The following is a 13,472-nucleotide window of genomic DNA, read 5'->3' as shown; positions in this document are numbered from 1 at the left end:
TGTTACGTCCACTCGTGCGGTATCGCTTCCCCGCGACGTGGCTTGACATGACATGCAACACATTTCCAACGACATGTAGCGCAGAGGTTCTCTACATTGGCGGCTGTGTCATGCGGGGTTCGCCAGTGGGGCGAATCCATCACATGGAGAGTGTGCAGTGAAATTTAAAATCGTTCTCGTGTCTGCTGCCAGTGCGGCAATTTCTATGGCTGTCGGCAAGGCGCCTGCGGGGTCCCTGGCGATTGATATCAGCGTGGGCGTTGCGGTTCTCCGGGCAACCATCGATAGATGGGCTTGAACATGCATGACTATCGCTTTGTCGCCGCGGTTCTCAAGCGAGGCCGCACACGACGGTGGCTGGGCGCGCTCGCCGTCATCGCCACTGAGTGCCTGCCTTACTCACCAGCGTTGGCGCAGTCGTCGCCGGGCAATAGCGTGAACATCAACGTGACCGCATTGCCCAACTATGAAGGCAGCAAGTTCTATCGTGTGCTGCCGTTGCCCATGCTGTCGCTGTTGAACGGGGCAATCTTCGTGCAGGCGCTCACGGGCGGCGTCGCCTACCCGTTGGGGCCGAGTGTTGCGGTGGGCCCGCTGATCGGCGTTCAACTGGGCCGCAACCAGGACTATGCGGCGGTGCTCAACGGCATCGGAGATATCGCAACGTCCTTCGACTTCGGTGCGTTCGCGCGCTGGCACTATTTGGATCGGTGGGCGCTGCTTACCACTTCTGAGCGCTTACTTCGCGCTGCATCATCGTGAGAGCACTATCAATGAACCAGAATCTGACATCGACTCGTATCGCGCCACTGCTTGTCAGCCTCGCTGTTGGGTTGGGCATGGCGGGGTGTGCGGTTACGCCGCCGAGTGCGCCTACCGTCATGGCGGTCCCAGCGAACGGCAAGACCCTCAACCAGTTCCAGCAGGACGACTATAGCTGCCGCACCTACGCGACGCAGGTCGTGAATCCGGCGGCGGTCTCGCATCAGGCGGCAACCTCCGGACTTGCTGCTACCGCCGTCGGCACAGCTGGAGGCGCTGCGGCCGGGGCTCTGATCGGCGCCGGGGCGGGCAACGCCGGTGCCGGCGCCGCAATCGGTGCGGGTGCCGGACTGCTGCTCGGCAGCATGACGGGCTCGGCGCAGCACAATCAGACCGAAGCGTCGTTGCAGCAGCAATACGACAACGCGTACGCGCAATGCATCGCGGCGAAGGGAGATACGATCGAAACACCGCGTCCGGCAGCGATCGTCGTGCCTGTACGCCCCGTGCCGCCCCGCGCCGTAATCTATAGCGCTCCCCCACCTTACTACTACGCACCGTACTGATTTCGCTCATATGGTCGTGGCATGGCTTGACCTGGAATTCTGCCGGCTGGAAATCTTCGGTGGAGCTTTGTCCCCTGGCTATTCCGTGCACGCCATTCATTTCTTAACGGAGTCTTTGATGAAACGTTTATTCGTTATTCTGGCTGCAACGTTCGCTGTGTCGTCTGCGTTCGCGCAGAGCAGCATGCAGCAGATGTTGGAAGCGCGCTTTACTGCCGCGAATGCAACTCATGACGGCAAGCTCACGAAAGAACAGGCGGAGGCAGGTATGCCGCGCGTCGCAGCCCATTTCGATGAGATCGATACTACGCATCAAGGGTACGTGACGCTTGAGCAGATCGAGCAGTTCGCTGCGCAGCATCGGCAGTAAGCGCTTGCAAGGCAAGCTTCAATACCCTCGGCTGGTTTAACCGTGTATTGAATATGTCCCATCGGGTCGCCTCATCACGTCGAAAGATGGGGCTGCTGCGCGCTCCGGAGCGGCTGTGTAGTCGTTCCGGTGGGTCGTCCAATAGTGGCCCGGCCACTGGTTGTAGTCCCTCGACCGCCACTGATCGTAGCTCCCGCGTACTATTGACCTGAGTCTATTCGTGTCCGCCCCGTGGGCGGGCGGGATGCATAGCGGCCGCTTTGTATCCTGTCCGAAGCTCGCCGCAGGGACGATGCGCAACTGCGTCCAGTTCACGGATAGCGACCAGGATATAACGGCCGCTCAAAAATCGTGTATATCTGAGTGAGTCAGTGAGCCGGCGCTCGACTTATCTTCGATTACCCTTGCCATGGCGTTCGCGGTGGTCACCACTTGGCCGCTGCTACCGTATAGTAGTTTGGCGACTGGTCGCGCTCGAAGCAATAAGCGCATATTGCGCGAAAGGCGCAACAGCAGCATGAGGGCAACCAGAGACCTCAGTTATGCGAATGGTGAGTCGATGTGCCGGCAGCATGCTCTTCGAGGTCCGGCACGAAGATGTATCCGCACCCGCGAACGGTCTGGATGAATCGTGGTGTCGACGGGTCAGTTTCCACGATGCGGCGCAAACGATAGACCTGAACGTCGATGCCGCGATCGGCGGACTCGGATTCCGCGCCATGAAGTGACTTGAGCAGACGCCGGCGGGTGAGTGTGCACATGGGAGAATTAACGAAAATCTGCAGCAGCGCAAACTCACTGGCAGATAAGGTAAGAGACGTCTCTCCGCTATTCAGAGTGCGCGACTGAAAGTCCAGCGTGAACGCGCCGAATGTGTAAGGTTGCCGTCGTTGGCGAATGCCCGCATCGGGTACGGCGCGCTGGCGCCGCAGCACTGACTGAATCCGTGCTACCAGCTCACGCGGGTTAAACGGTTTGCGGAGATAGTCATCGGCACCCAATTCAAGGCCAGCGATGCGGTCCTCTTCGTTGGCGCGGGCGGTGAGCATCAAGACTGGAATGTCGTCGCCTGATGCGCGCAACCTACGTAGTGCCGTCAAGCCGTCGACGCCCGGCATCATAAGATCGAGCACTAACAGGTCCGGGCGTTCGTGTTTGAGCCGGTGTTCGAGCGAACGCGCGTCATGTAGCACTGACACGTCGAAACCCCACCTTACCAGGTAGCGGCGAGTCGCATCACACAATTCGGCGTCGTCGTCGATTAGAAGAATCTGAGCTGACATAGGAAGAGAATAACGCTCACAAACGAGTGATGACCGGGGCCGCGACTAACCGCAATGCGAGCGCATCGCAGAAGCTGCAGCACACGATCGATCGAAGAAATGTAGGCGAATTTCATAACGCCAGGTGTTAGCAAATCATGTCAGGAAATGTCATCGACGGGGCCTGTTTTTCTGTCCGCAAACGCACGGGTGCACTCGCTTTCTCGCTGACCACGAGCGAGATCTGTAATATGAGCAGTCAGGATGGCATGCCCGGTACATACGGGTGGCGCCGGGCGGTCGTGGGCTTTCGCCAGTCTGTGTTGTGGCCAGCACAATCGATGACATCTTTTGACATATCTTTCCAACACATCCAGTGCGAAGATCCTTGTATATTCCGTTGCGTCGAACCATACGGAACTTCCTGTGGCATGCAGATGCATACGAAGGTGTTAGCGGGTTGCAAGTCCGTTTTCTTGCCAAAGGAGGCATTGGATGTCGCTACGGAACTGCATGCCGCACTGGCACTGTCTGAGGTGCAACGTATCGCCGCAGACATCAAGCGGATTGGTAAGCAGTGCAGGCGCAACTGCAGGCCGGCAGGCCGCCCGGCGCAGCCCGCTTCGACGAGATTGTCGCCGCCCACCGAGGCACGTGACGGCTGTAGCAAAGCCAAGCGGTTCGCCGCGTAGCATCGGAAACAGGAACTAAAAGACAGGCGTTATTAGAGGTGTCTGCTTAATCACATGTCAGATGATCTGCCAACCGGTCGCATCATCGTGCTTGACGATGATGTTGAAATCCGCAATATGCTGCAACGCTTTCTGACGGCACAAGGTTTCTCGGTGCGCGCGGTGAAGACAGGCATTGAGTTGGACGTTTTGATCGAGCGCTACCCGTTCGACCTGTTGATTCTCGATATCATGATGCCAGGCGAAGACGGCCTGTCCATCTGCCGTCGGTTGCGTGCTCGGAGAGAGACAATCCCCATCCTCATGCTAACAGCGCGTGGCGATCCCGCGGACAAGGTCGTAGGTTTGGAGATTGGCGCCGACGACTATCTCGCGAAACCGTTTCTGCCGAGCGAGCTGATAGCGCGGGTTCGGGCGATGTTACGTCGGCAGCAGTTTCAGATGCGCCTGCAAAACGTGCGGGGCGAGATGCTGCTCGCAGGCGAGTCGCAATGCTTGCGGTTCGGCGCCTTCAGGCTGGACGTTCGGCGTAGAGAATTGATGTCGGACGAAGCGGGCATCGTCGAACTCGGCGCAGCTGAAATGCGTCTCCTGTGTGCGCTTGCGGAGACGCCAAACCGTCCTGTAAGCCGCGCAAATCTGATAGAGCGCGCGCGCGGGTCGCAATATGAGGCGAGTGCCCGCAGCGTTGACGTGCAAGTTCTTCGCTTACGACAGGTGATTGAGACAGAGGCAAGCTCGCCCCGACATATCCGCACGGTGTGGGGCCTCGGCTACATGCTCGTTGCAACCTCAAACTAAAGCGTCACCTGTTGGACGCTCGAAAGTGACATTCAAGCCGCTTCCTCTGCTTTCCGTGTACACCGCGCGCAACGCCGTGGCTACAGCGTTCATCGGGTCTCTTGCGCTGCAACTCCCGCAATTCGTGTGGCTCCCGACAAAGCGTCGAGCGTGCCGCGGCTGCTCGGCTAAAACAACAAGGCAGGGTAGTTTCCGTCATCGCTTGCGCGACCGTTCAGCTATTTCAGGCCCTGTCCAGCGCCTTGATCGCAAGCGCAGCGCCAGCCGCGCGCGTCTCGACGTGCAGCTTACGGAACAGATGTTCGAGGTGCTTGTTCACCGTGCGCGGCGCCATGCCGAGAATGTCGCCGATATCGCGGTTCGTCTTGCCGCGAGAGACCCAGAGCAGCACTTCGGCCTCGCGCGCCGTCAAATTGAAGCGCGCCACGAGTGCGCTGCTGTGCACAGTGTCATCGGTCTCCTTGAGGGTGAGGATCCACTCTCCAGGATCGGGAGCGGAGGTTGCGCTCGCAGAACGCCGCACGTGTCCCGCGGTGAATTCGAGGACGGCGCCGGCCGGACTCCCGCGCCCGAGCCAGTCCGCAAACCAGTCGCGCAACAGCGGCGGCAACATGGGGTGCGCAACCGCTTGCACGAGGTCATCGGCGTGGCTGGCCCGGTAGGCAGAAATTTGCCGTGCCGCTTGCGGACTCTGCCAGCGGATCGCGCCATCGGCGCCGACGATCAGCGCCGCCCGCGCATCGAGCGACAGTGCCGCGTGCGCATAGAGTTGCGCACGTGAGCGCTGCACGTGTGCGCCAATGCGCGCGCAAACCTCCTCGGGACGCACGGGTTTCGTCACATAGTCGATGCCGCCGACGCGAAACGCGCGCACCACATGCTCGCTTTCCGTCAATGCCGTCATGAAGATCACGGGCAGATGTTCGTGGCGAACGTCCTGCTTCAGGTGGCTGCAGGTCTCGAAGCCATCCATGCCAGGCATCATCGCGTCGAGCAACACGACGTCGGGCGTCACGCGTGCGAGGCGCTTGAGCGCATCTTCGCCCGAAAGCGCGACCAGCACCGCGTAACCATGTGCCTGAAGCGTATCGGAGAGAAATGCGAGGTTGTCCGGCGTGTCGTCGACAATCAACACGACGGGACGCTCGCGCAGCCACTCGGGCGACGCATCGGTGGAGTTCATCGCGCGCGCGTCAGACGTCCGCGGCGCGAGACAGTCGGTCGAGTTCATGCTCAAGCTCCCTTAGCTGAAAGCGTTCCGCCAAAGCGCGCAACACGTCGATCTGCTCCTGTAGCGCGGGCCAGGTCGCGCGCGCCGAGTCGAGTTGTTCGATCACGCCTTGCAGGTAGCCGACTTCGAGGTGTGCGCGCAGCCGCTCGAGCACCGCTTTCGGCCACGCGAGGTCCAGTGACGCGTGCCTGACGGGCGGCGTGGCTTGCGCGGACGTGGACGGCTCGGATGCGATCCAGTCGAGCACGAGTAACTGCGCGAGCTTGTCGAGCAACAAATTGATCTGGAGTGGCTTCACGAGATATCCGGCGCATCCGGTCGCACTCGCGCGTTCCCGATCGTCGGCAAATGCATTAGCCGAAAGCAGCACGATCGGGGCGTTCGACAACTGGTTTTCGCGGATCAGCCGGCTGGCTTCGTAGCCGTCCATCAGCGGCATTGAGATGTCCATGATGATCACGTCGACGCTGTGTGTCGCCAGCCAGCGCAACGCGTCGGGGCCGCTCTCCGCCTCGGCGACGTCGAAGCCGAGCGGCGTCAGCAGTTGCACGACGATGCCGCGCTGATCCGCGAGATCGTCGACGACGAGAATCGCGCGCTTCGGCCCGGTATAGCCGCGGATCGCCGCGAGTTCAGTGCGCGCGTCGGCTGCGCTGTTCACTGCTGGCGCGAACAGTCGCACGATGAAGCGCGTGCCGCGCCCGACCTCGCTGTCCACTTCCAGACTGCCACCGAGTGCCTGCGTGAGAAGCCGGCAGATCGTGAGCCCCAGTCCCGCGCCGTGATCGTGCGCATGCGCCGCTTCGCCTCGCTCGAACGGCAGGAACAGGCGCTCCATCTCGGCCGGAGGAATTCCGGGGCCGGTGTCGACTACTTCGAACTTCAACGTGTCGAGCACGTGACTCACACGCAGCGTCACAGTACCCGTGGACGTGAAGCGAATCGCGTTGCCGATCAGGTTGGTCAAAATCTGACCCATGCATTTCTGATCGGTACGCACGGTGGCGGGCAGGCGGCCTACGGTCTGCACGTCGAAAGCGAGCGCTTTCTCGAGCGCCTGCGGGCGCAGCATTGAGGTGACGTGCGCGACGAAATCCACCAGTGACACACGTGCGATGTTCAGTTCCAGCTTGCCCGCCTCGATACGCGCGACGTCGAGCAGCCCATCGACGAGCGCAAGCAGATGTTCGCCGCTGCGGTGAATCGTTCGCACGGCGCTGTAGCGCGTCGGCGAAAACTCCTCTTTCGCCTGCAAAAGCAACTGTGCATAGCCGAGAATGCTGTTCAGCGGTGTGCGCAACTCGTGGCTCAAACCGGACACGTAGCGGCTTTTCGCCTGATTCGCCGATTCGGCGGCGGCCGTCGCGCGCTTGAGCGCGGCGTCGGTTTTCTGGTGCGCGTCGATTTCCTGCATCAGCAATTCGTTTTGCCGTTGCGATTCTTCCTGCGTGACGCGACGGCTTTCGCGCTCCAGCACGAACCACCACGCCGCTATGCAGCCGACGAGAGAAAGCGCGAAGAATATCTTCATGAAACTGTGGCCGATCGCGCTGTCGATCGACGATCCGTCGACGGCGAGCGAGGTCACACTCTGTGACCAGATCAGATAGAGCACGCTCGCGAGCACCGCGAGTATCGCGCACATGAGGCTGGCATAGTGCATGAGACGCAGCGCGGCTGGGCCGAGCCGCACGCGGGGAAACACGCGATGTAGCGCGCGATCGGCTTGCGACGCGAAGCGTGCGTGCGGCTTGCAGCGATCGTGGCAGCGCGAATCGAGCGAACAGCACAGCGAGCAGATCGTGCCGCCGTAGGCAGGGCAGAAGGCTGTGTCTTCCGGTTCGAACGCGTTCTCGCAGATCGCGCAGCGAAGCGAAGTGGCGTTGCCCGTGGGTTGGGCGGCGCGCGCGATGTAGTAGCGTCCGCGCGTGACGATCGCGAGCACCGGAGCACAGGCGAGCGCCACGCCGAACGCGATGAACGACGACATGGCTTGTGCCAGCAAGCCGAACATGCCGCTCTGCGCGAGCATTGCGGCGGCGGCGGCGATCAGCATCGCGCCTACGCCGACGGGATTCACGTCGTACAGGTGTGCGCGTTTGAATTCGATATGACGCGGGCTAAGCCCAAGCGGCTTGTTGATGACGAGATCGGCGAACAGTGCGCCGATCCACGCGATCGCGATGTTTGCGTAGAGCGACAGCACCCTGGCGATCGCCTCGAATACACCCATTTCCACGAGCAGCAGCGCGATCATCACATTGAACACGAGCCACACCACCCGCCCCGGATGGCTATGCGTCAGACGGGCAAAAAAATTCGACCACGCGAGCGAGCCCGCGTACGCATTCGTCACGTTGATCTTCAACTGCGAAACGATCACGAACAGCGTCATCGCGGGCAGCGCCCAGCTCGCGAGCCCAAACGGATCGAGCAGCAAATGATAGGCGACGAGGTACATCTGGGTGGGCTGCGTGGCCTGCGCCGGACTGACTTCGTACTGGATCGCGACGAAGGCGAGGAATGCGCCGCCGAGCATCTTGAGCGCGCCGGGCACGATCCAGCCTGGTCCCGCCGACAGCAGCGCGAGCCACCAGCGCGTGTGGTTCTTTGCAGTCAGCGGCGGCAGGAAGCGCAAGTAATCCACCTGCTCGCCGACCTGCACGATCAATGCAAACACCACGGTCGAGGCCTGCCCGAACGCGATCACGCTGAACGCGCGGCCTTGCGCAGCGAAGCCGGCAAAGGTCGTCCATTCGTGCACCAGACCCGGATGGTGCCACAGCACAGCCGCATAGGGCAGCGCGAACAGTACCAGCCACAGCGGCTGAGTCCAGCTTTGCAGCCGATTGATCAGCGTGATGCCGAACATCACGATCGGAATCACGACGAGCGAGCTCAGTACATAGGCGATCGCCAGCGAGATATGAAAATAGAGTTGCAACGCGAGCGACATGATGGCCGCTTCGAGCGCGAAGAAAATAAACGTGAAGACGGCATAGAGCAGCGACGTGAGCGTCGAGCCGATATAGCCGAAGCCCGCGCCGCGCGTAAGCAGATCCATGTCGACGCCATGGCGCGCGGCGTAAAAGCTGATCGGCAGACTGGTGAGCCAGATGAGCACCGATACGACCGCGATCGCCCAGACCGCGTTCGTAAAGCCATAGTTGACGACGAGACTGCCGCCGATCGCTTCGAGCACCAGAAAAGACACGGCGCCGATTGCCGTGTTGGCGACGCGCAGTTCCGACCAGCGTCGAAACGAACGCGGCGTGAAGCGCAACGCGTAATCCTCAAGCGTTTCGTCACCGACCCACGCATTGTAGTCGCGCCGCACCTTGACGATGCGTTGGGTACTGGGCGTGCCCACTGACGGGTGACTCTGGGGCATGAAGATGATCTGGATTGGTGCGGAAACGATCGGATCGGTGTCTGATGCAAATTACATTCCAGTGCGACTGCGGGGAATACGTCAATCGACGTATTCCGGTTGCCAATTTGGCTTTCTACATTGCGTCCAACCTCGAACCAGCTCTCGCAAGAAGCGCAGGGCGACCGATAAGGAGAATGTGATGTCCGCAGACGATCGAATCGATGATGATGCTCGCACACCGTCGCCGTTGCGCCGGAAACTGATCGGCGGCCTCGCCGCCGCGCCGTTGATGGCGCTGGGGCTGCCACGTACTTCATTTGCTCAAACGCCGCCCACCGCCAAGGTGAACACCACCGGACTCGCGGTGACCGATACCACGGTGACAGTCGGCCAGTTGCATTCGGCGACCGGCACGATGGCGATCTCCGAAACCGGTTCGATCCAGGCCGAACGCCTGGCGATCGAGCAGATCAACGCAATGGGCGGCGTGCTCGGGCGCAAGATCCAGATCATTCAGGAAGACGGCGCCTCCGACTGGCCGACCTTCGCGGAGAAGTCGAAGAAGCTGCTCGAGAACGACCACGTCGCGGCCGTGTTCGGCTGCTGGACCTCGGCCTCGCGCAAGGCAGTGCTGCCGGTGTTCGAGAAGGACAACGGGCTGCTCTATTACCCGACCTTCTACGAAGGCCTCGAACAGTCGAAGAACGTGTTCTACACGGGCCAGGAAGCGACCCAGCAGATTCTCTGGGCGCTCGACTGGGCATCGAACACGAAGAAGGCCAAGACGTTTTTCCTGATTGGTTCCGACTATATCTGGCCGCGTACGTCGAACAAGATCGCGCGCCGTCATATCGAGCAGCATCTGCACGCGAAGGTCGTCGGCGAGGAGTATTACCCGCTCGGCACGACCGAGTTTGCGTCGCTGATGAACAAGATCAAGCTCGCGCGGCCGGACTGCATTTTCGCGAGCGTGGTGGGCGGCTCGAACGTTGCGTTCTACAAGCAGCTCAAGGCGGCCGGTATCACTCCGCAGAAGCAGTTCCTGCTGACGCTGTCGGTAACCGAGGACGAAGTGCTCGGCATCGGCGGCGACAACTTCGCGGGCTTCTATTCGTCGATGAAATACTTCGAGGCACTCGATAACGAGAACAACAAGAAGTTCGTCGCTGCGTTCAAGGCGCGCTACGGCCAGAAGTCCGTGATCGGCGACGTGACCCAGGCCGCGTATCTCGGCCCATGGATCTGGAAGGCCGCCTGCGAACGCGCGGGCAGCTTCGACGTGGACAAGGTGGTGGCATCGTCGGCGGGCATCGACGTGGCCAATGCGCCGCAGGGCTATGCGAAGGTCGATGCGAATCACCACCTGTGGAGCCGCTCGCTGATCGGCCAGGGCCAGGCGGACGGCCAATTCAAGGTCGTCGCGCAGTCCGACCAGCCGATCCAGCCGAATCCGTTCCCGAAGGGCTACATGTAATCCGTCAACCGCAGCTGCGCGGCGACGCAACGCGCCGCCGCGCGAGGAGCGCTCGATGTCCGCCACCGACATTTTCAACATCACGCTGATGCAGGGCTTCGCCGGTCTGAGCCTGTTCAGCGTTCTGCTCCTGATGGGGCTTGGGCTCGCCGTGATCTTCGGCCAGATGGGCGTGATCAACATGGCGCACGGTGAATTCATGACGATCGGCGCTTATACCGTCTACATGTTTTCGTGGTTCTCGCAGAACGTCTGGCACGCGTTCACGCCGGTGTACTTTTTCTTCGCGATCGTCGCGGCGTTCGGCCTCGCGTTCGCGGCGGGCTGGCTCGCCGAATGGGCATTGATCCGCCATCTATACCGCCGTCCGCTCGACACGCTGCTCGCTACCTGGGGTCTGAGTCTCGGCATGCAGCAAGTGTTTCGCTCGACGTTCGGGCCGAAGGAAGTGAGTCCTGCGCTGCCCGACTGGCTGATGGGCTCCTGGGAGCCAGCGCCAGGCCTGGATATTCCAGTCAGCGGCATGTTCGTGATGGGACTCGCGCTGGTCATGACAGGTGGACTGCTGCTCGCGCTCTACCGCTCGCGCTGGGGCCTGCGCGTGCGTGCCACGGTTGCCAACCGGCCCATGGCCAACGCTGCCGGCATCAACACGCGGCGCACTGACCGGATGACCTTCGCGATCGGCTGCGGTATTGCGGGGGTGGCGGGCGCGGCGTTCACGGCGATCGGCTCGACCGGACCCACCAGCGGTTCTCTCTATATCGTCGATTCGTTTCTTGTCGTCACCTTTGGCGGCGCGGCGAGCCTGCTCGGCACCGTGGCCTCGGCGTTCGGCATCGCGCAGATGCAGTCGATCAGCGAGTTTTTCCTGTCGGGTTCGATTGCACGTGTTCTTACGCTGCTGACGGTCGTCGTGATCCTGATGCTGCGTCCGCAGGGACTCTTTGCGTCGAAGGTGCGGCGCGTGTGAGTGCGGGGCGCCGTGCACGGCTCATTCACTGATTAATTCGTATGGAGATGGACATGGAACCCATCCAAGCCGTGGCGGGGAGCGTTTCCCCGCGATCCGGTCCCAGCGCGCCGGGAGGCTGGCGCGCGCTCGCGATGCGGCTCGACGCGTCGGGTTACGTGGGCATCGCGATACTCGCGGTGCTGATCGTTGTCGTGTTTCCGCTTGTGCTGGATACGTTTCGCCTGAACCTGATGGGCAAGTACCTCACCTACGCTTTCGTGGCGATTGGCCTCGTGATCGCGTGGGGCTACGGCGGCGTGCTCAGCCTCGGACAAGGCGTGTTCTTCGGCCTCGGCGGTTACGCGATGGCGATGTTCCTCAAGCTCGAGGCGTCCGACCCGGCCGCCACCCACACGCAGACCACGCCCGGCATTCCCGACTTCATGGACTGGAATCAGCTCACCGCGCTGCCTACGTGGTGGAGGCCGTTTCATTCTCTACCGTTCTCGATCCTCGCCGTGCTCGTGGTGCCTACGGCTCTCGCGTTCGTCGTCGGTTATGCGATGTTCAAGCGGCGGGTGGGCGGCGTGTACTTCGCGATCATCACGCAGGCGGTCGCATTGATTCTTTCGGTGCTGATCATCGGCCAGCAAGGATATACGGGTGGCGTGAACGGGATCACCGATCTGCGCACGCTGCTCGGCTGGGACATCCGCACCGACCACGCGAAGCTGGTTCTTTATTTCGTCAATGCGGTGCTGCTGATCGGTGCGCTGCTCGCCTGTCGCTGGGTCCAGCGCAGCAAGCTCGGCACGCTGCTGCTCGCGATGCGCGACAAGGAGGACCGCGTGCGCTTCTCCGGTTACGACGTCGCGATGTTCAAGGTGTTCGCGTTCTGCCTCGCGGCGCTGCTCGCGGCTGTCGGTGGCGCAATGTTCACGTTGCAGGTGGGTTTCATGTCACCGTCGTTCGTCGGCATCGTGCCGTCGATCGAGATGGTGATCTATGCCGCAGTCGGCGGGCGCATGTCACTGGTGGGCGCGGTGTATGGCGCGATTCTCGTCAACCTCGGCAAAAGCTGGTTCTCGGAGAGCCTGCCTGATCTCTGGCTCTATCTGATGGCGGCGATGTTCATCGGCGTGGTGATGGCCTTTCCGAACGGGCTCGCGGGTCTCTACGAAGAGCATGCCCGGCCGCGTATCCGCCGGTGGCTCGGCGCAGTGAACAAGGAGATCTGACACATGAGCAACACTGACTTTCTGCTTGCGATCGAAGATCTGAGCGTGTCGTTCGACGGTTTCAAGGCGATCGATTCGTTGAACCTCTATCTCGAGCGCGGCGAATTGCGCGTCGTGATCGGCCCGAACGGTGCGGGCAAAACGACGCTGCTCGATCTGATTTGCGGCAAGACCAGGGAAACCGCCGGCAGCATCAAGTTCCGCAACGAGGAAATCACGAATCTCGCCGAGTTCCGGCGGGTGCGCAAGGGCATCGGCCGCAAGTTCCAGACGCCGTCGATCTACGAAAACCTGAGCGTCGCGCAAAACCTCGAAGTGTCGTTTCCGCGCGGACGCAGCGTGTTCGGCGCGCTCGCCTATCGCGAGGATGCCGAAGTGGCCGACCGGGTGCGTGCGGTAGCCGATGAGATCGGTCTTGCCGCTTCGCTCGATCTCGAAGCCGGGCTGCTGTCGCACGGCCAGAAGCAGTGGCTGGAAATCGGCATGTTACTGATGCAGGATCCCGAACTCCTGATGCTGGACGAACCGATTGCAGGCATGAGCGCGCGCGAACGGGAAGTCACAGCGGAACTGCTCGATCACATTTGCCGCAATCGCTCGATGATCGTGATCGAGCACGACATGGCCTTCGTCGAGCGGATCGCGCACAAGGTCACGGTCATGCATCAAGGCAAGATCCTCGCGGAAGGGCCGATGGCGCAGGTGCAATCCGATCCTCGCGTGATCGATGTCTATCTCGGCCACTGAA

General features: G+C 61.4%; 11 protein-coding genes. 8 read left to right on the top strand and 3 right to left on the bottom strand.

Annotated elements, in window-relative coordinates; all coding sequences use genetic code 11:
* The first annotated feature begins 300 nt into the window (after positions 1-300).
* The 3 genes from F6X37_RS04250 (at position 301) to F6X37_RS04240 (ending at position 1,698) form a co-directional block, all read left to right on the top strand.
* Positions 301-762, top strand: coding sequence for a MipA/OmpV family protein (locus F6X37_RS04250; protein WP_262419799.1), 462 nt, complete (start codon positions 301-303; stop codon positions 760-762).
* 119 nt (positions 763-881) lie between these two features.
* Positions 882-1,328 (top strand): glycine zipper domain-containing protein, encoded by a 447-nt coding sequence (locus F6X37_RS04245; RefSeq protein ID WP_187610428.1) that lies wholly within the window; start codon positions 882-884, stop codon positions 1,326-1,328.
* A gap of 118 nt (positions 1,329-1,446) precedes the next feature.
* Positions 1,447-1,698 (top strand): calcium-binding protein, encoded by a 252-nt coding sequence (locus tag F6X37_RS04240; RefSeq protein WP_090805689.1) that lies wholly within the window; start codon positions 1,447-1,449, stop codon positions 1,696-1,698.
* A 536-nt stretch (positions 1,699-2,234) separates the two neighbouring features.
* Here F6X37_RS04240 and F6X37_RS04235 read toward each other — a convergent pair.
* Positions 2,235-2,981 (bottom strand): response regulator, encoded by a 747-nt coding sequence (locus F6X37_RS04235; protein ID WP_187610427.1) that lies wholly within the window; start codon positions 2,979-2,981, stop codon positions 2,235-2,237.
* A 725-nt stretch (positions 2,982-3,706) separates the two neighbouring features.
* Here F6X37_RS04235 and F6X37_RS04230 point away from each other — a divergent pair.
* Entirely contained in the window at positions 3,707-4,453 is a 747-nt protein-coding gene (locus tag F6X37_RS04230; RefSeq protein ID WP_187610426.1) for a response regulator, read from the top strand.
* A 223-nt stretch (positions 4,454-4,676) separates the two neighbouring features.
* Here the strand turns inward: F6X37_RS04230 and F6X37_RS04225 are convergent, their stop codons facing one another.
* Both F6X37_RS04225 and F6X37_RS04220 read right to left on the bottom strand, forming a co-directional pair.
* Positions 4,677-5,636 carry a response regulator transcription factor gene (locus tag F6X37_RS04225; RefSeq protein WP_316251939.1) on the bottom strand — a complete coding sequence of 320 codons (960 nt, stop codon included), beginning with the start codon at positions 5,634-5,636 and terminating at the stop codon, positions 4,677-4,679.
* A gap of 10 nt (positions 5,637-5,646) precedes the next feature.
* Positions 5,647-9,075 carry an ATP-binding protein gene (locus tag F6X37_RS04220; protein ID WP_187610424.1) on the bottom strand — a complete coding sequence of 1,143 codons (3,429 nt, stop codon included), beginning with the start codon at positions 9,073-9,075 and terminating at the stop codon, positions 5,647-5,649.
* 181 nt (positions 9,076-9,256) lie between these two features.
* Here F6X37_RS04220 and urtA point away from each other — a divergent pair, with 181 nt between their 5' ends.
* The 4 genes from urtA to urtD are packed head-to-tail and all read left to right on the top strand — an operon-like array spanning position 9,257 to position 13,471.
* Complete coding sequence (gene urtA, locus F6X37_RS04215) at positions 9,257-10,531, top strand: urea ABC transporter substrate-binding protein (RefSeq protein WP_090804068.1); 1,275 nt, start codon at positions 9,257-9,259, stop codon at positions 10,529-10,531.
* A gap of 55 nt (positions 10,532-10,586) precedes the next feature.
* Entirely contained in the window at positions 10,587-11,504 is a 918-nt protein-coding gene (gene urtB, locus F6X37_RS04210; RefSeq protein WP_090804070.1) for an urea ABC transporter permease subunit UrtB, read from the top strand.
* Positions 11,505-11,557: 53 nt separating this feature from the next.
* Entirely contained in the window at positions 11,558-12,724 is a 1,167-nt protein-coding gene (urtC, locus tag F6X37_RS04205; protein WP_187610423.1) for an urea ABC transporter permease subunit UrtC, read from the top strand.
* A gap of 3 nt (positions 12,725-12,727) precedes the next feature.
* A complete protein-coding gene (gene urtD / locus F6X37_RS04200; RefSeq protein ID WP_090804072.1) occupies positions 12,728-13,471 on the top strand; it encodes an urea ABC transporter ATP-binding protein UrtD in 744 nt (247 codons plus the stop codon).
* The last annotated feature ends 1 nt before the right edge of the window (position 13,472 follow it).

The sequence above is a fragment of the Paraburkholderia sp. 31.1 genome, from assembly GCF_014397645.1.
Lineage (GTDB): Bacteria > Pseudomonadota > Gammaproteobacteria > Burkholderiales > Burkholderiaceae > Paraburkholderia > Paraburkholderia tuberum.
Note: the sequence above shows the minus strand (reverse complement) of the source record. Positions and strands in the feature narration are given on the sequence as shown.